This is a genomic window from Shinella sp. R2-11, assembly GCF_055330205.1.
Map to the genome: position 1 here is coordinate 428630 of NZ_JBVAPC010000001.1, position 23656 is coordinate 452285.

Genomic DNA, 23656 nt, shown 5'->3' on the forward strand with positions numbered 1-23656 from the left:
GAACGCCATGCCCGCAGCCCCGACGATCCTTTCCCGCGCCCGCACGGTCAAGTCGGACAACGTCACCGTCCTGACCGAGGCCTTCAGGAGGCGGGAGGCGAGACGGGTGCTGGATGTCGGCTGCGGATCGGGCGCGCTGGCGGCGCGGCTTCTCGCCGCCGGCTTCGAGGTGACGGGTGCCGAGCCGCGCGCGGAGGCGATCGCGGCGGCGCGGCGGACCGCGCCGCAGGCGACCTTCATTCAGGCCGGGGCGGAGGCCCTGCCGGAAACCCTCGGCCCGTTCGACGCGGCCTGCATGGTCAATGCGCTCCACCACGTGGCGCCCGCCGAGATGCGCAATGCGCTGTCCCGCACGCTCTCCGTGCTCCGCCCGGGCGGGGAGCTTCTGGTGATCGAGCCGGTCGCCGGCGGCAGCTTCTTCCGCTGCATGCGTCCAGTCGACGACGAGACCGAAGTGCGCGCCCTCGCCATCGCCGCGATCGACGCCCTTGTCGCCGATGGCGGGGCGGTGCTGCGCGACCTGCGGCGATGGGACCGGGAAAGCCGGTTCGACGGCCTCCAGGGCTTCATCGACTATCTTCTGGACGTCGATCCCGACCGCGCGGCGACGGTGGAGCGGCGGCGGAGCGAGCTGGCGCGGGCCTGGCGCGACAATCTCCTCTTCCGCGATGGCAAGGCCGTGCTGGTGCAGCCGATCCTGTGCTGGACGCTGGTGCGCACCGAGGTGGACCGGCTGCACAATCCGGATGCGCGGCGGGCGCCGTTGGTATAGTCCTCGGATATGGATATTCGGCAACTTCGATACTTCATCGCCATCGTCGAACAGGGCTCGTTCTCGCGGGCGGCGGCGATCCTGCACATCGCCCAGCCGGCGCTCTCGCTGCATGTGCGCAACATAGAGGCGGATCTCGGAACGCCGCTGCTCTTCCGCAGCCCGCAGGGCGTGGTGCCGACCGAGGCGGGCGAAATCCTGCTGCGCAATGCCCGCATCATCCTCGACCAGCTCGTCGTCACCGAAGAGGAGATCCGCGGCCACAAGAGCGATCCGTCCGGCGTCGTGCGGCTGGGGCTGCCGGGCACGATCAGCGAGATCCTCTCGGTGCCGCTGATCACCGAGGCGCGTCGGCGCTATCCGCGCATCCAGCTGCGCATCGCGGAGGCGATGAGCGGCTTCGTGCTGGAATGGATGCGCGAGGCGCGCATCGACCTTGCGGTGATCTACCGCAAGGTCTCGGATGCCGGCCTTGCGACGGTCGAGCTTCTGGAGGAGGAACTCGTCTTCTTCGCGCCCGAGCGGGGCCTCGGCGACGGCGCCGTCCTGCCCGAGCCCGGCAGGCGGCTCGGCCTTTCCGAGGTGGCCGCGCTGCCGCTCATCCTGCCCGGGCAGGATCACGGCCTGCGCTCGCTTCTCGACCAGCATGCCAAGGCTGCCAGGGTGGAACTCAATGTCAGCATCGAGGTCGATTCCTACTCCAACATCAAGGAGCTGGTCGCGGCGGGATTCGGCTGCTCGGTCCTCCCGCTGAACGCCGTCTCGCGCGAGGTGCAGGCGGGCAGCCTGCGCAGCTGGACCATCGCGGACCCGCCGATCCGCCGGTCGGTGCATCTCGCCTCGGCGGTCGAGCGGCCGATGACCAACGCGGTCGCCGCCATCCGCGACCTCGTGCAGGAACTGCTGCGCCGGCTGGCGCGGAACGGCAGCTGGGCCGGCGCGACCGACCTGCCGGAAAGCCCTTCCGAGGGCTGATTCCCGCCATCGCCCCATATAATTTGATGCGGCGCACCCAAGCGAGTGCCAGAACATTTGCATATGGGGGGTGACGAATTTCTGAATTTGTTCTTCCGCCGGATTAGCTGCCACTATCGCCTCAATCGCCCCGCCACGGATGACCGTCGCGGCGGCATGGAGGAGATCGTCGCCTGCGGGAAAACCGTCGCGCCGCTTGCGGCGGGATGGCCGCATGGCACTGGAGGGAGGGCAGCCGCTTGGCTGAAGACTATCCGCGCGAGGCCGGGCTGAAGCCCGCCAAAGGCTGCTTCATCGACAACCGCTGGGAGCCTTCGGCATCCGGGCGCAGCCTGCCCGTCGTTGCCCCCGCGGAAGGCGTGGTCTTCGCCGAAATCGCGGCGGGGAATGCTGACGATATCGGCCGGGCCGTGGCCGCTGCCCGCGCTGCCTTCGAGGGCGGCGCCTGGTCGCGCCTTACCGCCACCGAGCGCGGGCGCCTCCTGATGCGGCTGTCGCAACTGGTTCTGGACAATGCCGGGGAACTGGCCGCGATCGAGGCGCGCGACTGCGGCAAGCCGATCCGCGCGGCGCGGTCCGATATCCAGGCCACCGCTCGCTATTTCGAATTCTACGGCGGGGCCGCGGACAAGTTCCACGGCGAGCAGATCCCCTTCATGAACGGCTACTACGTCACCGGCGAGCGCGAGCCGCTCGGCGTCACCGGCCATGTGATTCCCTGGAACTATCCGGCGCAGATGACGGGGCGCACGCTCGGTCCCGCGCTCGCCATGGGCAACGCCACGGTGCTGAAGCCGGCCGAAGACGCCTGCCTGACGGTGCTGCGCATCGCCGAGCTTGCCGCCGAGGCGGGTTTCCCGGAAGGCGCGGTCAATGTCGTTCCCGGCCTCGGGCACGAGGCGGGCGCGGCTCTCGCGGAACATCCGGGGATCGATTTCATCTCCTTCACCGGCTCGCCGCAGGTCGGCACGCTGATCCAGACGGCAGCGGCGAAGAACCACATCGGCTGCGTGCTGGAGCTCGGCGGCAAGAGCCCGCAGATCCTGTTCGAGGACGCCGATCTCGACGCGGCCGTTCCCGTCGTGGTGGCGGCCATCGTCCAGAATGCGGGGCAGACCTGTTCGGCGGGAGCGCGCGTCCTGGTGCAGCGCTCGATCTGGGACGAGGCCATCGCCCGCATCGCCGGGCGCTTCGAGGCGCTGAAGGCGGGCCTGCCGGACGACGATCCCGATCTGGGGCCGATCATCAGCGCCAGGCAGAAGGCGCGGGTCGAGGGTTTCATCGCCCGGGCGAGGGAACAGGGCGTTCCCGTCATCGCCGAGGGCGGCCTTCATCCGAAGGCGCCTGCCGGCGGCTTCTACGTGCCGCCGGTCATCTTCGGCCCGGTGCCGCGCGACAATGCGCTCGCCTTCGACGAGGTCTTCGGGCCGGTGCTGGCGGCGATCCCCTTCGAGGACGAGGCCGATGCCCTGGCGCTCGCCAACGGCACCGAATACGGCCTCATCGCCGGGGTCTGGACCCGCGACACCAGCCGTGCGATCCGCATGGCGCGGCGGCTGCGCGGAGGGCAGGTCTATGTGAACGCCTATGGCGCGGGCGGCGGCATCGAGCTGCCCTTCGGCGGCGTCAGGAAATCCGGTCACGGGCGCGAAAAGGGAATGGAGGCTCTCTACGAGTTCTCCGCGCTCAAGACCATCGTCATCAAACACGACTAGGAGGCAAACCATGGCTGGAGAAAAGAGCCGTCTGGCGGGAAAGATCGCCGTCGTAACGGGCGCGGGCGGCGGCTTCGGCGAGGGGATCGCCAAGCTCTTCGCCGCCGAGGGCGCGAAGGTGGGCGTGCTCGACCTCAGGGGCGAGGCCGCCGAGCGGGTCGCGGCCGAGATCGGGCCGGACGCGCTGGCGCTTTGCGCCGACGTCACCTCGCGCGCCCAGATGGAGGCGGCGGTGCAGAAGGTGGTCGATACGTTCGGCACGCCCAATGTCTTCGTGAACAATGCCGGCTGGACCCATCGCAACAAGCCGATGCTCGAGGTGAGCGAGGAGGAATTCGACCGCGTCTACGCGATCAACGTCAAGTCGATCTACCACATCACCAATATCATCGTGCCGCTGATGCGCAGCATCGGCGGCGGCTCGATCGTCAATATCGGTTCGGTCGCCGGCATCCGGCCGCGGCCCGGCCTCACCTGGTACAACTCGACCAAGGGCGCGGTGAACATCCTGTCGCAATCGATGGCGGTGGAGCTCGCGCCGGATAATATCCGCGTCAACGCGATCTGCCCGGTCATGGGCGAGACGGGCCTCCTGGAAGCCTTCATGGGCGTGCCGGACACGCCGGAAAACCGCGCCCGCTTCATCGCGACGATCCCGATGGGCCGCATGTCGCGCCCGGACGACATCGCCCGGGCGACGCTGTACCTGGCGTCCGACGACGCCGAATTCATCACCGGCGTGCTGCTGCCGGTCGACGGCGGACGGACTGTCTGACCCCCGACTGGCCGCCTCCCCGCGGGGCGGCCTCTTTCCACCTAAGGACCCGTGAGCATGAAGATCCGTGCCGCCATTCTGAAGCAATCGCCGGCCGCCGCGCCCTTCGCGCAAAGCCGTCCGTTGTCGATCGAGGAGATCGAGCTCGACCCGCCGGGTCCTGAAGAGCTTCTGGTGCGCATCGGCGCGGCGGGGCTTTGCCACTCCGACCTGTCGGTGATCAACGGCAACCGGCCGCGGCAGACGCCGATGGTGCTCGGCCACGAGGCGGCCGGGACGGTGGTCGAGGTCGGCGCTGCCATCCGCGACCTTAAGCCGGGTGACCGGGTGGTGATGACCTTCCAGCCGAGCTGCGGCCATTGCCTGCCCTGCGCAGAGGGGCGCGCTGCCCTCTGCATTCCCGGGGCGGAAGCCAACGGCAAGGGCGTGATGATGGCGGGCGGCGTCCGGCTGCACGATTGCCGCGACCATCACGACATCCATCACCATTGCGGCATTTCCGGCTATGCGGACCATGCCGTCGTTTCCCGCCATTCGGTGGTCAAGGTCGATGCGCCGGACGTGCCGTTCACGGAGCTCGCGCTTTTCGGCTGCGCCGTGCAGACGGGGGTGGGGGCGATCATCAACACCTGCCGGGTTCAGCCCGGCCAGAGCGTGGCGATCGTCGGCCTCGGCGGGGTCGGCCTTGCGGCGCTGCTCGGGGCCGTCGCCGCCGGGGCGACCGAGATCGTCGCCATCGATCTTTCCGAGGAGAAGCTGGCTGTCGCCCGCAGCCTCGGCGCGACGCGGGTCTACAACGCGGCTGACAGGGACGTGGTCGAGCGCGTCCGCGCCGAGACAGGCGGCGGCGTCGACCATGCGGTGGAGCTTGCGGGGGCCGTGCCGGCATTCGATCTCGCCTACCGCATCACGCGCCGGGGCGGGCAGACCGTCTCGGCGGGGCTCGCTTCGCCGACGGCCGAGTTCAAGATCCCGGCGGTGAACATCGTCGCCGACGAGCGCACGGTGAAGGGCAGCTACATGGGCTCCTGCGTGCCGCAGCGCGATATCCCGCGCTTCATAAACCTCTACCGCGCCGGAAAGCTGCCGGTGGACCGGCTGCTGACCGGCGTCCTTGCGCTGGAGGAAATCAACGAGGGGTTCGACCGGCTGGATCGCGGCGAGGCCATCCGCCAGGTCGTCCTGTTCGATCCGCAAGAGATCGCCGTCTGGCGGGATGGCAAAGGCGCGAGCGCAATAAAATGATTATTGACTCAGAAATCATTAAGGTATCTGCTCGGCCTGGGAGAGAGCTGCGCCACGGCGGGGCCGGCGACGTGACGCCGCTTGCGGCGGTCGCGCCGAAAAGCCTCGCGCGCTGGAGCAGGACCGCAGCCGTGCCGCCGTCGCGGCCTTGCGTCCTTTAGGGAGGGAACGTCATGCAAAGCCCTGTCGAGGGTCAAACCGCCGGTCGTCCGGTGCCGGTCGCCGGTCTTTTCGGCGGCGAAGGCAGGATCGGTTTCGACCAGCTCAAGATCGTCACGCTGCTGTTCCTGGTGATCTTCGTCGTCTATTCGCTGGTCCTGCCGGGCTTCTTCAGCATCGGCAACCTGCTGACGCTGATGCGCACCGTCGCGGTGCTCGGCATTCTCGGCCTCGGCATGGCGATCGTGGTGATCGGGCGGGGGATCGACCTTTCCATGATCGCCTCGCTCGCCGTGCCCTCGGCGCTGGTGCTGATGCTGGCGGCGAAGGGTTATGGCGTTGTGCCGGCCCTTGCGGCGGGTCTCCTGATGGCCGTCGCCATCGGCGTTCTCAACGGGGTCCTCGTGGCCTATGCCGAGATTCCCTCGCTCTTCACCACGCTGGCGGTCGGCATCGGCGTTGCCGGCATCGGACAGATCGGCCTCTTCGACTACGAGATCGTTTCCTGGCCGCCCGAGCTCGACGTGATCGTCTGGATCGGCCGGGGCAGCGTGTTCGGCATTCCCTATTCCGTGCTGGCCTTCGGCGCGGTGGCGATCCTGATCGGTGTCTTCCTGCGCCGCACCCGGCCGGGCATGTTCGTCTACGCCTCGGGCGACAATCCCGGCGCGACGCGCCTCACCGGCATCTCGCTGCGTCCGGTCCTGGTCATGCAGTACATCATCTCGTCCTGCGTCGCCTTCTTCGCCGGCATGGTGCTTGCCGCGTCCTCGGCCAGCATGGACACGCGCATCTTCAATCTCACCTGGATCTACGACGTGATCCTCGTGGTCGTGCTCGGCGGCATCGGCCTTTCGGGCGGGCGCGGCGGCGTCGCGAACGTGATCATCGGCACCCTGCTGATCGGCACGATCATGAACGGGCTCACCATCATGAACGTCTCCTTCGAGATGCAGAACCTGGTGCGCGGCCTCGTGCTGCTGGTCGCCGTTCTCGCCGACAGCCTGATCAATCCGCGCAACGAGGAGACCTCGCAGCAGGGCGATATCTGAACCTTGCCCAGCCGGGGAGGACCGGCCGGCAGACATGTATTCAACGGGAGGAATGGAATGAACAAGCTTGTCAAATTTGCCTGCGGCCTTGCCATGGCCACCATGGTCGGGGCCGCGACGGCCGCCGTCGCGCAAACCAGCATGGGCGACCCGCTGCGCGAGAGCTACTACTCGAACCTCAAGGGCCGCAAGGTGGTGTTCGTCCCCGTCTTCATGGGGCTCGACCTCACCGAGGGCTGGTCCAAGATCATGGCCCGCCAGGCCGATGAACTCGGCTACAGCTACGAGGTGCGCAACTCGAACTTCAACACGGCGGCCGGCGCGCAGACGATCACCTCGCTGATCAGCGAGAAGCCCGATGTCCTCGTGGTGCAGAACCCCGACGTCCAGTCCTACGCCAAGCTGCTCCAGCAGGCCGAGAAGGCCGGGATCCACGTGATCCAGCTCAACATGAAGACCAACTACCAGACGACCGGCTTCGTCGGCGCCGACGTGGAGCTGATCGGCGAGAAGCAGGCCGAGGCGGCCGTCGCCAAGTGCGGCGGCGGCGACCAGCCCGGCAAGGTGCTGGTTCTCGCCGGCCCGCCGACCAGTCCCTTCTCCGCCTACATGCTCAAGGGCTACGAGAACGTCCTGAACGACAATGCGAAGATCCAGATCGTCTCGGTCCAGTCGACCGGCGATTACGAATCCTCCAAGGCCAAGTCGATCACCCAGGTCGTGCTGCAGCAGCATCCGGACCTCTGCGCCATCCTCGGCGTCTGGGACAACGCGGATGTCGGCACGGCGGCCGCGCTGCAGGAAGCCGGCAAGAAGCCGGGCGACATCCTCGTGACGACCTCCGGCGGCGGTGGCGAACTTGCCTGCAAGGGCCTGCGCGAGGGCCTCTGGCAGTACTACGTCAGCTACGACGTGCCGGGGCAGGGCCGCGACCTCAACGCGCTGATCCTTGCCGCGATGCAGGACAAGAACGAGGTCGGCTCGACCAAGACCGTCATCTACACCCCGCTCGTGACCTATACGCCCGAAACGCTGGGCGACGAGCGCTGCTGGACGCTCGACACCCTGCGCTGAGGCGCCGCTCAACCCGAAAGGTCTTCCCCTTCCCGTCCGAGGGAAGGGGAAGCGCGACGGATGTCGCACAAATGCAAGGGCCAGAGGCACGGATCATGAATACACTCGTAAAACTGCGCTACCGCTTCTGGCCGGACAAGATCTTCGGCGAGCTTCTCCAGAAGCCGTGGATGGAAACGGCGGTGCCGCTCCTGGTGCTTCTGGGCGTCATCGCCTTCTTCAGCGCGCGGATCGACAATTTCATCTCCGTCGCCAGCATGTCCGACACGCTGCGGCAGGCCTGCGAGCTCGGCTTCGTCGTCCTCGGCATGTCCATCGTGCTGATCGTCGGCGGCATCGACCTCAGCGTCGGCTCGATCTATGCGCTGTGCAACCTGCTTGCGCTCTACTGCGTCAACGTGCTCGGCTTCGGCATGGTGCCCGCCGTCGCGATAACGCTGGTCGCGGGCGGGCTTCTCGGCGCGGTCAACGGTGTGCTCATCGGCTATCTGCGCATGCGCGCCTTCCTGACGACGATGGTCACGCTCATCGTCTACAAGGCCGCCAACGACATGCTGAACGCCAAAATCGGCGTGGAGATCTCGGCGAACTTCCCCGATGCGCCGGCCTGGGATTTCCTCGGCATGGGGACGTTCCTCAATATCCCGGTCATCGTCTGGGTCTTCGGCGTGGTCGCCGTCGCCGGGCACATCTTCCTCACGCGTCTCAGGGCCGGCTGGCATGTGCTCGCCATCGGCGGCAATCGCCGCTCGGCCTACAATACCGGCCTGCCGGTCAAGCGGGTCGTGGCGCTTTCCTATGTCGCCTCGGGCGTCTTCGCCGCGGCCGCCGCCATCTTCTACGCCTCGCGCCTCGCCTCGCCCGGCGCCGATACCGGCAAGGGCATGGAGATCGTCGTGCTGACGGCGGCGATCCTCGGCGGTATCCGCCTCGGGGGCGGCAAGGGCTCGGTCATGAAAGCGATGCTCGGCACGCTGATCGTCCTGCTGCTGACCAACGGCATGCTGCGGATGGCGATGTCGGCGGGCGCTTCGCGCGTCATCCTCGCCTCGATCCTGCTTCTGGCCGCGCTCCTCGATATCCGCTGGTTCAAGAACCGCCACAAGGCCGTGCAGGAACTCTATGTCAGCCCCGGCTACATGGAACTGCCGCCGCCGCAGACGGCCGCGCGCGGCAGCGGCTCGCCCTATGCGCTGAACGACAAGCTGCGCGGTGTCGAGACCATCGGCCTCGGCGCGGTCGAGGCGCCGGAGGACGTCGTCCTCGATGCCGACGACAACCTTTATTGCGGCAACCGCCACGGCGACATCATCCGCTTCTTCGCGCCGGACTACAGGCGGCAGGAGGTCTATGCCCATATCGGCGGGCAGCCGCTCGGCATGGCGATGACGCAGGACGGCACGCTCTTCGTCTGCGTCGGCGGCATGGGCCTCTACAGGGTCAATGCCGACCGCAGCGTTGCAAAGGTGACGGACGAGACCAACCGCTCGCTGCTCTCGATCATCGACGACAGCCGCCTGCGCCTTGCCGACGACCTCGACATCGCGCCGGACGGGCGCATCTTCTTCTCCGAGGCGACCGTGCGCTACGAAATGCACGAATGGCCGACGGACAGCCTGGAGGCGCGGGGCAACGGGCGGATCATCTGCTACGACCCGCGCACCGGGAAGACGAGCACGGTGCTGCGCAACCTCGTCTTCCCGAACGGCATCGTCATGGCCTCGGACGGGCAATCGCTGCTCTTTGCCGAAAGCTGGGCCTGCCGCATCAGCCGCTACTGGTTCGACGGGCCGAAGAAGGGCACGGTCGAGGCGATCATCGACGACCTGCCGGGTTATCCCGACAACCTCAACCGCGCCTCCGACGGCCATTACTGGCTGGCCATCATGGGGGTTCGCAGCCCGGTCTTCGACCTTGCCATGAAGCGCCCGGCCTTCCGCCGCCGCATGTCCAAGAAGCTGCCGGGCGACGAATGGCTGGCGCCGAACCTCAATACCGGCTGCATCGTCAAGATCAGCGAGACGGGCGAGATCCTGGACGTGATGTGGGATCAGGGCGGCGAGAACCACCCGATGATCACCTCCATGCGGGAGCATCGCGGCCATCTCTATATCGGCGGCATTCACAACAACCGTATCGGGCGGCTGAAGCTGGAAGACGTCGCCCCCGATTTCGTCGACCTGAAGGTGGCCCATGCTTGAATTTGTCGGACAGATGATCGGCGGCCTCATCGGCCGCGGCGGATCGAGCCTTTCGGTTCCGATCCTCGACGGCGCCTTCAAGCCGAACAACCTTCTCGAAGAGGCCGAGGTGCTGCTCGAACGGCCGGGCCTGGAAGACATGGCGCTCGCCCCCGACGGCAGCCTTCTCGCGGCGGCGGGCGCGGAGGTGTTGGCGATCGAGGGCGATGGAGCGAGGCTGGTGGAGCGCCATGACGGCACGATCACCGCGCTCACCGTTCTTCGCGACGGCCGCCGGGTCGTGGCGCTGGGCGACCGCATCGTGATCGAGGGGCAGGCGGCTCCGCTCACCGAGGCGGGTGGGCGGCGCTTCAAGGCGATCACCGCGCTCTCGGTGATGGCCGATGGCCGAATTCTCGTCTGCGATGCCTCGGCGCGCTACGACGGCGACAAGTGGCAATACGACCTCATGACCAAGGGTCGCTCCGGTCGCCTTCTGGCGCTGGACCCCGCGGGCGGCAAGGCCGAGCTTTTGCAGAACGATCTCGCCTGGGCCTTCGGCGCGATGGAGAGCGGCAACGGCGTGCTGGTCTCGGAAAGCTGGCGGCATCGCCTGCGCCTTGCCGGCAGGGGCGATGCGACGGGCGAGCTTCCCGGCTATCCCGCCCGCATCACGCCGACGGCGGACGGCGGCTTCTGGCTGTCGCTCTTTTCGGGCCGTGCGCAGATCGTGGAATTCGTGCTGCAGGAGAATTCCTTCCGCCGCGAGATGATGGAGACGATCGACCCCAAATACTGGATCTCGCCCGCGCTCTCCTCGGGCGAGGATTTCCTCGAGCCGTTGCAGAGCGGCGGGGTGAAGCACATGGGCATCCTGAAGCCCTGGGCGCCGCCGCGATCCTACGGGCTTGCCGTGCGCTGCGACGCGAACCGCAATCCGCTGATGTCGGTCCATAGCCGGGTCGGCGGGGCGAACCACGGCATCGTCACGACGCTGGAGCGCGGCAGCGAGGTGCTGGCCCTTTCCAAGGGGGCGGGCCGGCTGCTGCGCATGGACCTTCAGGCGATCCGCATCGCGAACGGCATTACGGGAGGCACGGCATGACCCCCATTCTGGAACTGCGTGGCCTCACCAAGCTCTATGCCCGTGTCCCGGCGGTGGAGAACATCAATTTCAGCCTGATGCCCGGCGAGGTCCATGCCCTGCTCGGCGAGAACGGCGCGGGCAAATCCACCCTCACCAAGATGATCGCCGGCGTGGTGGAGCCGACGTCGGGAGACATCCTGCTCGACGGAAAGCCGATCCACCTGCGCACGCCCGCGGCGGCGCTCGAAGCCGGCATCGCCATGGTGTTCCAGGAGACGAGCCTCGTTCCCTCGATGACGGTGGCGCAGAACCTCTTCATGGGGAACGAGCATTTCTTCAATCGCCTGCGCGGCATCAACATCGCCGCGCAGCAGTTCATGCAGGCGCTGAACTTCCAGGTCGACCCGACCGCCATGGTCCAGACGCTCGGCGCGGCGAAGAAGCAGATGATCGAGATCGCCCGCGCCATGCTGTCGAATGCCCGGGTGATCGTCTTCGACGAACCGACCGCCACGCTGACGCCGGAGGAGAAGAAGCACTTCTTCGACCTCGTGCGCACGCTCAAGGGCCGGGGCGTCGCCATCATCTTCATCAGCCATGCGCTGGAAGAGGCGCTGGCGATCTCCGACCGCATCACCATCCTGCGCGACGGACAGCATGTGGTGACCGACGCCACCGCCAGTTTCGACAGGGCGCGCATCGTGCAGTCCATGGTGGGCCGAAGCCTTTCGGAAGAGCTCTACGGCAAGCGGAAGGATTTCGTCCGCCCGCCGGGCGAGCGCATCCTCCAGGTCTCGAACCTCCGGGTCGGCAACATGGTGCGCAACAATTCGCTCTCGGTCTTCGCCGGGCAGGTGACGGGCGTGTTCGGTCTCGTCGGCTCGGGCCGGACGGAGACCTTCAAGGTCGTCTCCGGGGCGATCAAGCGCAACTATCTCAACGGCGGCGAAGTCTTCATCCGCGGCAAGCGCGTGCGCTACCGCGTGCCCGCGCAGAGCCTGCGCGAGAAGGTCGCCTACATCACCGAGGACCGCAAGATCGAGGGCTTCTTCGAGACCATGTCGATCAAGGCCAATATCTTCATGGGCAGGCTGGCGAAGGCCGGCTGGCGGAAGTTCTGGCTGCGGCGCTCCGAGATGAACCGCATCGGCGAGGAATGGGGCAAGTCGCTGCACATCCGCGCCGTCAGCAAGGACGCCAAGGTGATCGAGCTGTCCGGCGGCAACCAGCAGAAGGTGGTCATCGCCAAGTCGCTGATCCAGGAGCCGGACCTCATCATCTTCGACGAGCCGACGCGCGGCGTCGACGTCGGCGCGATCGCCGAGATCCACCAGATGATCAACCGGCTGGCGGACGAGGGAAAGGCCGTGGTGGTGATCTCCTCCTACCTGCCCGAGGTGATGCAGCTCTCCGACCGGCTGCTCGTCGCGCGGCAGGGCAGGGTGGTCGAGGAGTTCTCGCCGCTCGACGCCACGGAAGAGAACCTGATGTACGCGGCCGTCCACTAGGCCGCCAATTCCCAAGCTTGGAGGAGGCCCGCGCCGTCCGGCGCGGGCCTTCGTTCAGCGGCGGATCAGCGGCCTTGCCCTGGCGAAGGCCGCGTTCAGGGCCGGAACGCCCCTGCCTTCCGGATCGGTGCAGAAATCCGCAAGCTCGGCGATGCAACCGGCGGGAAGGCCTTCCTGGCCGGCCGTGCGCACCAGACGCTCCTTGAGGTCTTCGAAGCTCCAGGCGTAGTCCGCTGGGGTCATGTCGCAGGTCTCGGTCAGCGTCCCGCCTCTGGCAAGGTTCAGCTCGATCCGGCAGCAGAGGGTGGGCACGCCCGCGTCGGCGACGAGGTCCACCCGCTCGACGAGCGCGTTGATTTCCGCGTCGTGATACTCGGTCATCATGGCCATGGACGGCGCGCCGCGCAGAAGGGTCTGGGCGATGCAGAAGGGGATGCTCATCAGCGTGCCGCTGATGGTCGAGAAGGGGCCCTTGCTGTCCATGCCGGCATAGCCGCATTCATAGGGGTTCATGCGCACCACGACGCGCTCGACGGCGCGCCCCGCCAGCTTCTCGCGCAGCGACAGCGTGGCGGTCACGGGGGTCTGGTTGAAGGCGCAGACAGGGAAGGGCTTGAAGGCGACGCGCAGGGTCTGCCAGTCGCGGCCGATCCTGGCGGCGGCATCCGCGATGTCCAGCGGCCGGCCGGCGAAGGCGCGGGCAAGGCCCTTGGCGCCCTCATAGGCTTCGCGCAGGCTGACCGAGCCGGCCCTGGCGAGCTCCGCCGCCGTCCAGCCCGCCTGCGCGGTCACGCCCACCTGATAGCGCCATTCGTCCGTTCCCTCTGCAAAGGTCTGGAGAAGGCCGCCCGAGAAGGAGACGGCGTTACCGAGGGCGGCGCAAGTGCGTTCGCCGTCCATCCGGAAGAGCCGCGCGACGGCGGCCGCCGCAGCGCCGACCCCGTAGAGCGTGGTGGCGCGGAAGCCTTTCGGGGTGGTGTCGCCGGCCAGCAGCTCCTCGAAAAGGCCGCCCACCTCGTAGCCGGCGATCATCGCCGGGATCAGGTCGGCCATGCTGGCGCGGCCGCTTTCGACAAGCGCCATCAGCAACGGGATCGTCACCGCGCCGAGATGCGCGGCGCCGCAGGTGTCCTCCTGCCCGCGGCCATGGAAAAGAGCGCCGTTCGCCATGATCGCCCCGGTCACGCTTCCCGTCCCGCCGCTGCCGAGGAGCGTCGCCTCGCCCGGCCCGCCATACATGGCGAGCGCGGCGGCGCGGGCGATGGGCTCATAGGGCGTCGCAAGGCCCGCCATCGCGATTCCATAGCCGTTCAGCAGGCAGGCATGGGCCTTGTCCCAGACCACTTGCGGAATGGTCTCGCGCGTCAGTGCCGAGGTGAAATGCGCGAGTTGCTCCGCGATCGTCATGGTTTCCTCCTCCGAAAAGCCTGCCTCAAGGCTAGGGCCGGATGGTCGTCGATGTCAACAAAATGATAATTGACTCATAATTCATTTATGTTACGTTGCCTCAGACACGAGGGAGGAAACCATGTCGCAGCAGGCGCAGCTTGCAGGTCGGATCATCGCCGTCACGGGCGGAGCGAGCGGCATCGGCGCGGCCTGCGCGGAGATCGCCGCCGCGCGCGGGGCAAAGGTCGCCGTGCTGGATCTCAACATGGATCAGGCCCGCGCCGTCGCCGAACGGATCGGCGGCAAGGCCTTCCATCTCGACGTCACCGAGGAGCAGAGCGTCGTCGACGCCATCGCCGCCGTGGAGCGCGACATGGGCCCGATTGCGGGCGGCATCACCTCGGCGGGCATCGTGCAGACGCCGAAGCCGCCGGCCGAACTGGACATGGCGGTGTTCGACCGCATCTACGCGGTCAATTTCCGTGGCACCTTCCTGTCGCTGCGGGAGCTGGCGCGCCACATGATCCCGCGCCGGTCGGGCAGCCTCGTGGCGCTGAGCTCGATCACCGCGCGCCGTTCCACCCCGCTCCATGCCTACGGGCCGGGCAAGGCGGCCGTCACCAATCTGGTCGAAGGGCTTTCGGGGGAGTGGGGCCGCGCCGGCATCCGCGTGAACGCCATCGAGCCGGGCTATACCCGCACGCCCGCGCTTCAGGCGCAGATCGATCTCGGCCACCGCGACGTTGCGCTCATGAATGCGAATTCGACGCTCGGCCGCATGGTCGAGCCGTCGGAAATCGGCACGGTCGCCGCCTTCCTGCTGTCCGATGACGCTTCGGCCGTCACCGGCGTGTCGATGGCGGTGGATGCGGGCTTCTACCAGGTGGGTTCCTGGGCGCCCTATGGCGGTGTCCGCGAATACTGACGTCCGGCCATAGCCGGAGCGGCCGCCCGGGGAGAGGGCGGCTTTCAAAAATGGAGGAATGAATGACCGTATCCCATCGGGCCGGACTGTCCCGGCGTGCCTTCCTGTCGGCTGCGGGCGCCCTTGGCGCCGCGACGTTCGCCTGCCCCTCGATCCTGCGGGCGCAGGGCGCGGCCATCAAGGTGGGAGTTCCCACCATCCTGTCCGGCCGCGTCGCCATCCTCGGCGAAACCGCCTCGGTCGGCGCGAAGATGGCGGTGGATGCCGTCAATGCCGCCGGCGGCATCGACGGCCGCATGATCGAGCTCGTCATCCGCGACACCAAGGGCAAGCCGGACGAGGCCGCCCGCATCACCCGCGAGCTGATCAGCAACGACGGCTGCCAGATCATTCTCGATGCCGAGGCCTCGGGCGGCGCCTTCGCCGTGCACGAGGTGGTGCGCGACGCGGGGACCTACTGCGTGCACTCCATCTCGGAAACCTCCTCGCTGACCGCCGATCCCGCGAACACCGCGCACTGGATCTTCCGCTCGGGCCGTCAGGGCATCCATGATGCCATCGCGGGCGGGCTTTACGCCTCGGAGCTGGCGAAGGCGGGCGTGAAGCGCTGGGCGACCTGTTCGCCCGACTACGCCTATGGCCGCGACACGACGGCGGAGTTCATGGAGTTCCTGACGATCTTCGCGCCGGACGTGAAGCTCGTCGGCGAGACCTGGCCCAAGGTGTTCCAGCCCGACTACACCGAGAACATCACCAACGTGCTGAACCTCGCGCCCGAGGCGCTCTATACCTGCCTGTGGGGCGGCGACCTGGTGGCGTTCTTCGACCAGGCGAGCCTCTACGGCCTTTTCGACCAGTTCCAGACGGTGGCCGTCAACATGGGCGACGCGCCGGTGCTGGAGGCGATCAAGAACCTGCCGGCCGGCATCCATTCCGGCAACCGCTACCACAAGGACATTCCCGACAGCGAGGCGAACGAGACCTGGAACGCCGAGTTCCGCAAGTCCGGTAAGCTGCCGACGAATTGGGGCTGGCAGGCCTATACCGGCGCCCGCTTCGTGATCGAGGCGCTGAAGGCCACGGGCGGCGGCACCGACCGCGACAAGCTGGCGGAGGCCACGAAGGGCCGCACCATCGACAGCCCGCACGGCGTCAACGGCACCGTCACCATGCGCGAGAGCGACAACACGCTGGTCGACTACGCGCTCGGCTACGGCAAGACGATCTCCGAGGCGCCGTATCTCACCGATTTCCAGCCGACGGCCTGGGACGTGATCCTCGAGCACGAGACGGAGTGGAAGAAGCGCAAGGGCTTCATCTGATCCTCCCAGCCGCGCGGCGCCCTCGCCGCGCGGCCCCACCCCAAAGGAAAGCCGCCGCCGATGCTCGATCTCGACGCATTGCTGAACTGTTTCAGCGCGACCTCCTGCCTGGTCACGCAGGCCTCCACCGGCGTCATCATCGGGATGCTGCTGTTTCTCGTCGCGTCGGGCGTGACGCTGATCTTCGGCGTGCTGCATGTGGTGAACTTCGCCCATGGCGCCTTCTACATGATCGGCGCCTACACGGCTTGGTCGGCCTATGGCGCGACCGGCAGTTATTATCTCGCGGTGCTGGCGGGGGCGCTTTCCGCCGCGGTGATCGGCGTTCTCTTCGAGCGTCTGGCGATCAGCAGGGTCTACAGGGAAAACCTGCTGATGCAGCTCCTCGTCTGCTATGCCTTCGTGCTCGTCGCGGACGATGCGGTGAAGATGATCTGGGGCGCGGAATATCTCGCCATGGGCATCCCGGCCGAATTCCGCGTGCCGCCCTACCGCTTCGCCGGCGGCGTGGTGCCGCCCTTCTACGTCTTCCTCGTCGCGACCTCGCTGGCGGTGGCCGTCGCCTGCCTGCTGCTGATCCGCTATAGCCGCTTCGGCAAGATCGTGCGGGCGGCCGCGCAGAACGCCACCATGGTCTCGGTGCTGGGCATCCGCGTGCCGGTCTATTTCGCCGCGCTCTTCGGCCTCGGCTGCGCCCTGGCGGGCATGGCCGGTGCGCTGGCCGCGCCCGTGCGCTCCATGACGCCTGGCATGGGCCTCTCGATCCTGATCGACAGCTTCATCGTCACCGTCATCGGCGGCATGGGGTCGATCCCGGGCGCGCTGCTCGCCGCCGTCATGCTGGGCGTGACGCGTTCCTTCGGCAGCCTCGGCTTTCCGCTCTTCGTCGACGGCGCGATGTTCATCATGATGGTCGCGATCCTGGTCTTCCGCCCGCAGGGCCTCCTCGGGGAGAAGGCGCTGCGATGAGCCGGATGCATCCCTTCGCCCATGCGGGGCTACTGGCGCTCGCCGCCCTTTGCGGCTTCGTCCTCGTCGGGGCCGCCAGCCCCGGCACCTGGCTGCTCGACACGCTGACGGGGCTCTTCGCCGCTGGCCTCCTCGTCATGTCGCTGCATCTCCTGATCGGCTATACCGGCCTCATCTCCTTCGGCCATGCGGCCTATTACGCCAGCGGTGGCTACATCTTCGGCATGGTCCTGCAGACCCCGGCCTTCGTCGCCGCCTGCGGCGCATGGTCGGTGCCGCTCGCCACGCTGCTCGCCGTCTGCGGGACCGGACTCTTCGCGCTTCTCGTCGGCTCGATCTGCGCGCGGCTGTCGGAAATCTACTTCGCCTTCCTGACGCTCGCCTTCCAGATGCTCTTCGTCTCGATCATCCAGGGCCTCGTGCAATATACCGGCGGCGACCAGGGGCTGACGGGCGGCATTCCGCGCCCGGCCTTCCTCGGGCTCGACCTGGTGCAGGCGCGCGATCGCTATGCCTTCTCGGCCTTCCTCTTCGTCGCGGGCGTGCTGGCGGTGCGGCTGATCACGCTCTCCTCCTTCGGCGCAAGCCTGCGCATGGTGCGCGGCAACGAGCGCCGGGCGGCGTTCCTCGGCGTAAACACCTATGCGGTCAAGGTCCTGGCCTTCACCGCCGCCGGGTCGATCGCCTCCCTCGGCGGCGTCGTCCTTGCCGTCTTCACCTCCGCGGCCTATCCCGAATGGGCGGGCTGGTCGGTCTCGGGCGAGGCGATCTTCATGATCATGCTCGGCGGGCTGCACAGCTTCTGGGGGCCGCTGGTGGGCGTGGTGGCCATGCGCGTCATCAACGACGTGACGCTGCTCTACACCACGCATACCGAGCTGGCGAAGGGCCTTGCGATCCTCTTCGTCGTGCTCGTCCTCAAGCGCGGCATCCTCGACTGGCTGACCGACTGGCGCAAGGCGCGCCGCAAGTCCCCCTCCACGAAGGAGCAACGCCATGCTGCGCCTTGAGCATCTCGTGAAGCGGTTCGGCGGGTTGACGGCGACGGACGACGTGTCGCTGACCTTCCCGGCCGGCTCGCTCTCGGCCATCATCGGGCCGAACGGTGCGGGCAAGACTACGCTGTTCAACCAGATCACCGGCCATCTCGTGCCGACCAGTGGAAAGATCCGGCTGGAGGGGCAGGACATCACCGGCCTCAGGCCCGCGGCCATCGTGCGCAAGGGGATCGGCCGGGCGTTCCAGATCGCCAGCATCTTCCCGTCCATGACGGTTCGCGAGTCGCTTGCCGCCGCCGTCACCGCTCATCGCCGCGCCGCCTTCGGGCTGGCGAGCGCCTTTCCCCGCCGCGACGTCGCCGGCCGCACGGAGGAGCTGCTGCACCTTCTCGGCATGGAGGGCGTGGCGGACCGGCTGTCGAGCGAGATCTCCCATGGCGACCAGAAGCTGCTGGATGTCGGCCTTGCGCTCGCGCTGGAGCCAAAGGTCCTGCTGCTCGACGAGCCGGCCGCCGGCATGGGCCCGGAGGAGCGCTGGCAGATGATGGCGACCGTCCAGCGCCTGTGGAAGAGCGCCAACATGACGCTGATCTTCATCGAGCACGATATCGAGCTGGTGTTCCGCACGGCGGAGGTCATCCATGTGCTGCGCTACGGCGCGGTGCTCGCCTCCGGCGCGCCGGACGAGATCCGCGGCCATCCCGAGGTGATCGAGGCCTATCTCGGCCGCGAAACCGAGGAGGAGCCGGCATGAGCGACGTCGTTCTCGACCTCGAGGGGGTCAACGTCTTCTACGGCGCCTCGCATATCCTGTTCGACATGGGACTGGAAGTGCGCAGGGGCCGCACGCTCGCCCTTCTCGGCCGCAACGGCGCCGGCAAGTCCACGACGATGAAGGCCATCATGGGCGTCGCCCCGATCCGCTCCGGCGAGATCCGCTATGCGGGAAGCCGCATCGACGGGCAGGTGCCACACGCGATCGCCCGCCGCGGCATCGGCCTCGTGCCGGAGGACCGGCAGGTCTTTCCCCGCCATTCCGTCGACGACAACCTGCGCATCGCCGCCAAACCCGGGCCCGGCGGCAAGAGCGACTGGACGATGGACAACATCTACGACGCGTTCCCCATTCTCGCGCGGATGCGCGGGCGCGCCGCCGGCCTGATGTCGGGCGGGGAGCAGCAGCTTCTTTCCATGGCGCGATGCCTCGTGGGCAATCCCGAGCTGATCCTCCTCGACGAGCCGTCCGAGGGGCTCGCGCCGATCATCGTTCAGGAGATCGGCCGGCTGATCCGCCGCCTGCGCGGCACCGGGGTGACCATCGTGGTGGCCGAGCAGAACATGCATTTCTGCCTCGGCATCTCGGAGGATGCCGTGGTCATCGACAAGGGCCAGATCGTCTATCGCGGCACCATCGAGGCGCTGAAGGCGGACAAGGACATCACCGGCCGATACCTGGCCATCTGACGGAAGAACCATGACCGGAACCATTAATAAGAGAAGGGCTGCGCCGTGAGCCGCAAGACCGCCCCCAACAACCCGGCGGAAGCGCTGAAAAGCATCTACCGCCGCGCCATGATCATCCGCGAGGCGGAAAAGACGCTGCAGCAGCTCTTCGTCGACGGCAAGGTGCCGGGCTTCCTGCATCTTTCCATCGGGCAGGAGGCGGTCGCCTCGGCCGTTTCCGAATTCCTGACGCCGGGCGATACGGTGTCCTCGAACCACCGCGGCCATGGCCACACGCTCGCCAAGGGCGTCGATCTTGCCGGCTTCTTCGCGGAAATCCTCGGCCGCGCCACCGGCATCTGCGGCGGGCGGGGCGGGTCGATGCATGTGGCCGACCTGCGGCTGGGCATGCTCGGCGCCAACGGTATCGTCGGCGCGGGCCTGCCGATCACCACGGGCTCGGCCCTTGCGCTGAAGGCGCGCGGCAAAGGCGAGATCGCGGTCGTCTATTTCGGCGACGGGGCGCTTGCCGAAGGGCTGGTGCACGAATGCCTGAACATCGCCAGGCTCTGGTCGCTGCCGGTCCTCTTCTGCTGCGAGAACAACGGCTGGTCCGAGTTCAGCCCGACGGAGCGCCAGCTCGCCGTGACGCTGAAGGATCTCGCCGGCGCCTTCGGCATCGCCTACGCCGAGGCCGACGGCAACGACGTGCTGGCGATGCACGCGGCGGCGCGTGACGCCATCGGCCGCATGCGCGCCGAATGCATCCCCCATATCCTCGAATGCCGCACCACCCGCGTGCGCGGCCACTACGAGGGGGACAAGCAGGACTATCGCCCGCAGGGCGAGGCCGAGGAGATGTCGGCGCGCGATCCGATCGCGATCGCCCGGCGGCGCCTTGCCGAATTCGGCGTTCCCGCCGACTGGGTGGAAGCCGCCGATGCCGGGGTGAAGGCCGCCAATGCCGCCGCGCTCGACGCCGCGCTCGCCGCGCCGCTGCCGGATGCCGCCACCCTGCTTGCCGATGTCTATACGCAAGGGGAGGCCCGTCATGGCTGAGAGCCGCTACGTCAAGGCCGTCACCCGCGCGCTGCAGGACGCGATGGCCGCCGACCCCTCCGTCATCCTGATCGGCGAGGACGTCGCCGCGGCCGGCGGCTCGTTCAAGGCGACGCGGGGGCTGCTGGAGGAATTCGGCCCGGCCCGGGTCTATGACGCCCCCATCGCCGAGGCGGCGATCACGGGCATCGCCGTCGGGGCGGCGCTTTCGGGCATGCGCCCGGTCGCCGAAATCATGTTCATGGATTTCATCACGCTGTCGATGGACATGCTGGTGAACCAGGCGGCCAAGGCGCGCTACATGTTCGGCGGCCAGGGCTCCGTGCCCATGGTGCTGCGTACGCCGCATGGCGGGGGGCTTTCGGCCGGGCCGCAGCATTCGCAATGCCTGGAGGCGTGGCTTGCGCATATTCCCGGCCTGAAGGTCGTGGTGCCCGCCACGGTCGAGGACGCCTACAGCCTTCTGCGCGCCGCCATCGACGATCCGGACCCGGTGATCGTGGTGGAGAACAAGGCGCTCTACGCCCTGAAGGGCGACCTGCCCGAGACGTCCGCGCCGGCGCGGATCGGCGAGGCCGTGGTGCGCCGGGAGGGCAGCGACGTCACCCTCGTCACCTACGGTTCGACGCTCTGGACCGCGCTGAAGGCGGCGGAAGCGGCGGCGTCCGAGGGAATCTCCGTCGAGGTTATCGACCTGCGCTCCGTCCAGCCCTGGGACGAGGCGGCGGTTCTGGCGAGCCTTTGCGCAACGCACCGTCTCCTCATCGTCCATGAGGCGGTCGAGGCCTTCGGGGTCGGTGCCGAGATCGCCGCGCGCATGGCCGATATCGGCTTCGACGAGCTGGATGCGCCGATCCTGCGGGTCGCGGCGCCCTTCTCGCCCGTGCCCTTCAGCCCCGCGCTGGAAGGCGAGTGGCGGGTGAACGAAACCAAGATCCTTGCGGCGCTGCGCCGCCTGATGGCCTGAGAGGAGCGCCGCGATGAGCACCGAACCGAAAGCCGCCTGCGTGCGCCTGGAGATCGAGGACGCGGTGGCGGTCGTCACCTTCGACCGTCCCGAGAAGCTGAACGCGCTGGACATGGGCGTTCTTGCCGAGCTCGATGCGATCCTCGACCGGATCGAGGGCGACACGGCCGTCCGCGCCGTGATCTTCACCGGCGCGGGGCGCGCCTTCGTGGCCGGGGGCGATATCGCCGATCTCGGCTCGCGCGGCGCGCTGGCGCACTACAACGAATTCGCCGAGGCGATCCACCGCACGCTGCGCCGTATCGAGATGCTGGACAAGCCGACCATCGGCGCGATCAACGGCTTCGCGCTCGGCGGCGGAACGGAACTGCTGCTGACCTTCGACCTCAGGCTCCTGTCCGACAAGGCCAAGCTCGGCCTGCCGGAGATCAATCTCGGCCTCTTTCCCGGCGCGGGCGGCACGCAGCGCATCCTGCGGCAGGTGCCTGCCTGCCGGGCGCGCGAGCTCATGTATCTCGGCGAGATGATCGCGCCCGACGAGGCGGTGCGGATCGGCCTTGCCAACCGGGTCGTGCCGTATGACAGCCTGATGGACGAGGCGCGCGCCATGGCCGGAAAGCTCGCCGCCAAGTCCCCGCTGATCCTGAAGCTGCTGAAGCGCACGCTGATCGACGGGGCGGACATGCCGCTTTCGGCGGCCCTGCGCCACGAGCAGGCGATGATCGGCCTCGTCCTCGACAGCCGCGACGCGCATGAGGGCTGCGCGGCCTTCATCGGGAAGCGGCCGGCCGATTTCCGGGGGGAATGAGATGTCCGAGATCGTGATGCCCAAATTCGGGCTGACGATGACCGAAGGCCTGATCACCGCCTGGCATCGCAAGCCCGGCGAGACGGTGAAGGCCGGAGAGCTGCTCTTCGAGGTCGAGACGGAAAAGGTCACCAACGAGGTCGAGGCCTCCGTTGACGGCGTTCTGGAGGAAATCCTCTTCCCCGAGGGTTCCGTCGTTTCGGTCGGGCTGCCCATCGCCCGCCTGGCGGGCGGAACGGCAGGGCAGTCGCCCGCGCCCGCTGGAGCGGATGCCCCTTCGGCCCGCAAGCTCATGGCCGAGCACGGCATCGCCCGCGACAGCGTGACGGGGACGGGCCGCGGCGGGCGGGTGATGAAGGCGGACGTGCTGCGCGTCGTCGCGACGCCGCTGGCGCGGCGGATCGCCCGGCGGGACGGCGTCGATCTTTCGGCGGTGGCCGGTTCGGGGCCGCATGGCCGGATCAAGGCGGCGGATGTCGAGGCGGCGAAGCGGGCCGAGCCCACCCCCGTGCCTGCCGTCGCCGGGCTGATCCAGCCGGACCCCGTCCGCGCCGCCACGGCCCGCCGGGTTCAGGCGGCCAAGCGCGACATTCCGCATTTCTACCTGACGCGGCATGTCGATACCCGCGCGCTGAACCGCCTGCGCGCCGACCTCAACACGGAGGCCACCGGACGTGTGAAGCTGTCGGTCACCCATCTCCTGGTCAAGGCCGCGGGGCTAGCGCTTGCCGCCCATCCGGGCCTCAACCGCCTCTGGCTTCCCGACGGCATCCTCGCGCTCGACAGCATCGGCGTCGGCATCGTCACAGAGACGCCGCAGGGCCTGCGCATTCCGGTGGCCGACCGGGTGGACGGCCTGCCGCTCGACGATCTCGCCGAGACCTGCGCGGGCCTCTTCGCCCGCGCCCGGACGGGCACGCTGACCTCCGCGGATGTCTCGGGCGGGGCGATCTCGATCTCCAATGTCGGGATGTTCGGGGCCGATACGCTGACCCCGATTATCAGCCCGCCGCAGGCGATGATCCTCGGCGTCGGGGCCGAGCAGCGCCTTTTCCGGCCCGATGCCGAGGATCGGCCGGCACTGGTGCAGGAGATCGTGCTTACGCTTGCTGCCGACCATCGCCTGATCGACGGCGCGGATGCGGCCCGTTTTCTCGCCACGCTCGCCCGCCTGCTCGAAGAACCGCTGGCGCTCCTGCGCCCGCCCGTCCGCGCCGGCCATTGATATTGAGGA

21 protein-coding genes are annotated in these 23656 nt (G+C 68.0%); 20 read left to right on the forward strand and 1 reads right to left on the reverse strand.

The window, feature by feature from the left end; all coding sequences use genetic code 11:
* Positions 1-7 precede the first annotated feature (7 nt).
* The 10 genes from ACZ1A1_RS02095 to ACZ1A1_RS02140 all read left to right on the forward strand — a co-directional run bounded on the left by ACZ1A1_RS02095 (position 8) and on the right by ACZ1A1_RS02140 (position 12542).
* The gene (locus tag ACZ1A1_RS02095; protein ID WP_463618557.1) at positions 8-772 is read left to right on the forward strand and encodes a class I SAM-dependent methyltransferase; all 765 of its coding nucleotides are present in this window, start codon (positions 8-10) and stop codon (positions 770-772) included.
* A gap of 9 nt (positions 773-781) precedes the next feature.
* Positions 782-1747 carry a LysR substrate-binding domain-containing protein gene (locus ACZ1A1_RS02100; protein ID WP_463618558.1) on the forward strand — a complete coding sequence of 322 codons (966 nt, stop codon included), beginning with the start codon at positions 782-784 and terminating at the stop codon, positions 1745-1747.
* 239 nt (positions 1748-1986) lie between these two features.
* Positions 1987-3462 (forward strand): aldehyde dehydrogenase family protein, encoded by a 1476-nt coding sequence (locus ACZ1A1_RS02105; RefSeq protein WP_463618559.1) that lies wholly within the window; start codon positions 1987-1989, stop codon positions 3460-3462.
* A gap of 10 nt (positions 3463-3472) precedes the next feature.
* Positions 3473-4237, forward strand: coding sequence for an SDR family oxidoreductase (locus ACZ1A1_RS02110; RefSeq protein ID WP_463618560.1), 765 nt, complete (start codon positions 3473-3475; stop codon positions 4235-4237).
* A 57-nt stretch (positions 4238-4294) separates the two neighbouring features.
* Complete coding sequence (locus tag ACZ1A1_RS02115) at positions 4295-5482, forward strand: zinc-dependent alcohol dehydrogenase family protein (RefSeq protein ID WP_463618561.1); 1188 nt, start codon at positions 4295-4297, stop codon at positions 5480-5482.
* A gap of 173 nt (positions 5483-5655) precedes the next feature.
* Positions 5656-6693, forward strand: coding sequence for an ABC transporter permease (locus ACZ1A1_RS02120; protein WP_463618562.1), 1038 nt, complete (start codon positions 5656-5658; stop codon positions 6691-6693).
* Positions 6694-6750: 57 nt separating this feature from the next.
* Positions 6751-7767: a sugar ABC transporter substrate-binding protein gene (locus ACZ1A1_RS02125; RefSeq protein WP_463618563.1), complete on the forward strand. Its 1017-nt coding sequence runs from the start codon at positions 6751-6753 to the stop codon at positions 7765-7767.
* Between the two features lie 95 nt (positions 7768-7862).
* Entirely contained in the window at positions 7863-9968 is a 2106-nt protein-coding gene (locus ACZ1A1_RS02130; RefSeq protein ID WP_463618564.1) for an ABC transporter permease, read from the forward strand.
* Positions 9961-11052: an SMP-30/gluconolactonase/LRE family protein gene (locus ACZ1A1_RS02135; RefSeq protein WP_463618565.1), complete on the forward strand. Its 1092-nt coding sequence runs from the start codon at positions 9961-9963 to the stop codon at positions 11050-11052. The genes ACZ1A1_RS02130 and ACZ1A1_RS02135 overlap by 8 nt, the downstream gene beginning before the upstream one ends.
* The gene (locus ACZ1A1_RS02140; protein WP_463618566.1) at positions 11049-12542 is read left to right on the forward strand and encodes a sugar ABC transporter ATP-binding protein; all 1494 of its coding nucleotides are present in this window, start codon (positions 11049-11051) and stop codon (positions 12540-12542) included. The genes ACZ1A1_RS02135 and ACZ1A1_RS02140 overlap by 4 nt, the downstream gene beginning before the upstream one ends.
* A 54-nt stretch (positions 12543-12596) precedes the next feature.
* Here ACZ1A1_RS02140 and ACZ1A1_RS02145 read toward each other — a convergent pair whose 3' ends face one another.
* A complete protein-coding gene (locus ACZ1A1_RS02145; protein WP_463618567.1) occupies positions 12597-13949 on the reverse strand; it encodes an MmgE/PrpD family protein in 1353 nt (450 codons plus the stop codon).
* A gap of 121 nt (positions 13950-14070) precedes the next feature.
* Here ACZ1A1_RS02145 and ACZ1A1_RS02150 point away from each other — a divergent pair, with 121 nt between their 5' ends.
* From ACZ1A1_RS02150 to ACZ1A1_RS02195, 10 genes are all read left to right on the forward strand, one after another.
* A complete protein-coding gene (locus tag ACZ1A1_RS02150; RefSeq protein ID WP_463618568.1) occupies positions 14071-14856 on the forward strand; it encodes an SDR family NAD(P)-dependent oxidoreductase in 786 nt (261 codons plus the stop codon).
* A gap of 62 nt (positions 14857-14918) precedes the next feature.
* The gene (locus ACZ1A1_RS02155) at positions 14919-16178 is read left to right on the forward strand and encodes an ABC transporter substrate-binding protein (RefSeq protein WP_463618569.1); all 1260 of its coding nucleotides are present in this window, start codon (positions 14919-14921) and stop codon (positions 16176-16178) included.
* A 60-nt stretch (positions 16179-16238) separates the two neighbouring features.
* Positions 16239-17147 (forward strand): branched-chain amino acid ABC transporter permease, encoded by a 909-nt coding sequence (locus ACZ1A1_RS02160; protein ID WP_313191962.1) that lies wholly within the window; start codon positions 16239-16241, stop codon positions 17145-17147.
* Entirely contained in the window at positions 17144-18157 is a 1014-nt protein-coding gene (locus ACZ1A1_RS02165; RefSeq protein WP_463618570.1) for a branched-chain amino acid ABC transporter permease, read from the forward strand. Before ACZ1A1_RS02160 ends, ACZ1A1_RS02165 begins: the two co-directional genes overlap by 4 nt.
* On the forward strand, positions 18144-18899 hold the full coding sequence (locus ACZ1A1_RS02170; RefSeq protein WP_463618571.1) for an ABC transporter ATP-binding protein: 756 nt from the start codon (positions 18144-18146) through the stop codon (positions 18897-18899). The genes ACZ1A1_RS02165 and ACZ1A1_RS02170 overlap by 14 nt, the downstream gene beginning before the upstream one ends.
* Complete coding sequence (locus ACZ1A1_RS02175) at positions 18896-19609, forward strand: ABC transporter ATP-binding protein (protein ID WP_463618572.1); 714 nt, start codon at positions 18896-18898, stop codon at positions 19607-19609. Before ACZ1A1_RS02170 ends, ACZ1A1_RS02175 begins: the two co-directional genes overlap by 4 nt.
* Positions 19610-19654: 45 nt before the next feature.
* Positions 19655-20647 (forward strand): thiamine pyrophosphate-dependent dehydrogenase E1 component subunit alpha, encoded by a 993-nt coding sequence (locus ACZ1A1_RS02180; RefSeq protein WP_463618573.1) that lies wholly within the window; start codon positions 19655-19657, stop codon positions 20645-20647.
* Entirely contained in the window at positions 20640-21614 is a 975-nt protein-coding gene (locus ACZ1A1_RS02185; protein ID WP_463618574.1) for an alpha-ketoacid dehydrogenase subunit beta, read from the forward strand. Before ACZ1A1_RS02180 ends, ACZ1A1_RS02185 begins: the two co-directional genes overlap by 8 nt.
* A 13-nt stretch (positions 21615-21627) precedes the next feature.
* Positions 21628-22422 carry an enoyl-CoA hydratase/isomerase family protein gene (locus ACZ1A1_RS02190; RefSeq protein ID WP_463618575.1) on the forward strand — a complete coding sequence of 265 codons (795 nt, stop codon included), beginning with the start codon at positions 21628-21630 and terminating at the stop codon, positions 22420-22422.
* A 1-nt stretch (position 22423) separates the two neighbouring features.
* Positions 22424-23647 carry a dihydrolipoamide acetyltransferase family protein gene (locus tag ACZ1A1_RS02195; protein WP_463618576.1) on the forward strand — a complete coding sequence of 408 codons (1224 nt, stop codon included), beginning with the start codon at positions 22424-22426 and terminating at the stop codon, positions 23645-23647.
* Positions 23648-23656 lie beyond the last annotated feature (9 nt).

Coding starts and splice junctions, on each gene's coding strand:
- ACZ1A1_RS02095 (WP_463618557.1), top strand. CDS start 8: ATGCCCGCAGCCCCGACGATCCTTTCCCGCGCCCGCACGGTCAAGTCG.
- ACZ1A1_RS02100 (WP_463618558.1), top strand. CDS start 782: ATGGATATTCGGCAACTTCGATACTTCATCGCCATCGTCGAACAGGGC.
- ACZ1A1_RS02110 (WP_463618560.1), top strand. CDS start 3,473: ATGGCTGGAGAAAAGAGCCGTCTGGCGGGAAAGATCGCCGTCGTAACG.
- ACZ1A1_RS02115 (WP_463618561.1), top strand. CDS start 4,295: ATGAAGATCCGTGCCGCCATTCTGAAGCAATCGCCGGCCGCCGCGCCC.
- ACZ1A1_RS02120 (WP_463618562.1), top strand. CDS start 5,656: ATGCAAAGCCCTGTCGAGGGTCAAACCGCCGGTCGTCCGGTGCCGGTC.
- ACZ1A1_RS02125 (WP_463618563.1), top strand. CDS start 6,751: ATGAACAAGCTTGTCAAATTTGCCTGCGGCCTTGCCATGGCCACCATG.
- ACZ1A1_RS02130 (WP_463618564.1), top strand. CDS start 7,863: ATGAATACACTCGTAAAACTGCGCTACCGCTTCTGGCCGGACAAGATC.
- ACZ1A1_RS02135 (WP_463618565.1), top strand. CDS start 9,961: ATGCTTGAATTTGTCGGACAGATGATCGGCGGCCTCATCGGCCGCGGC.
- ACZ1A1_RS02140 (WP_463618566.1), top strand. CDS start 11,049: ATGACCCCCATTCTGGAACTGCGTGGCCTCACCAAGCTCTATGCCCGT.
- ACZ1A1_RS02145 (WP_463618567.1), bottom strand. CDS start 13,949: ATGACGATCGCGGAGCAACTCGCGCATTTCACCTCGGCACTGACGCGC.
- ACZ1A1_RS02150 (WP_463618568.1), top strand. CDS start 14,071: ATGTCGCAGCAGGCGCAGCTTGCAGGTCGGATCATCGCCGTCACGGGC.
- ACZ1A1_RS02155 (WP_463618569.1), top strand. CDS start 14,919: ATGACCGTATCCCATCGGGCCGGACTGTCCCGGCGTGCCTTCCTGTCG.
- ACZ1A1_RS02160 (WP_313191962.1), top strand. CDS start 16,239: ATGCTCGATCTCGACGCATTGCTGAACTGTTTCAGCGCGACCTCCTGC.
- ACZ1A1_RS02165 (WP_463618570.1), top strand. CDS start 17,144: ATGAGCCGGATGCATCCCTTCGCCCATGCGGGGCTACTGGCGCTCGCC.
- ACZ1A1_RS02170 (WP_463618571.1), top strand. CDS start 18,144: ATGCTGCGCCTTGAGCATCTCGTGAAGCGGTTCGGCGGGTTGACGGCG.
- ACZ1A1_RS02175 (WP_463618572.1), top strand. CDS start 18,896: ATGAGCGACGTCGTTCTCGACCTCGAGGGGGTCAACGTCTTCTACGGC.
- ACZ1A1_RS02185 (WP_463618574.1), top strand. CDS start 20,640: ATGGCTGAGAGCCGCTACGTCAAGGCCGTCACCCGCGCGCTGCAGGAC.
- ACZ1A1_RS02190 (WP_463618575.1), top strand. CDS start 21,628: ATGAGCACCGAACCGAAAGCCGCCTGCGTGCGCCTGGAGATCGAGGAC.
- ACZ1A1_RS02195 (WP_463618576.1), top strand. CDS start 22,424: ATGTCCGAGATCGTGATGCCCAAATTCGGGCTGACGATGACCGAAGGC.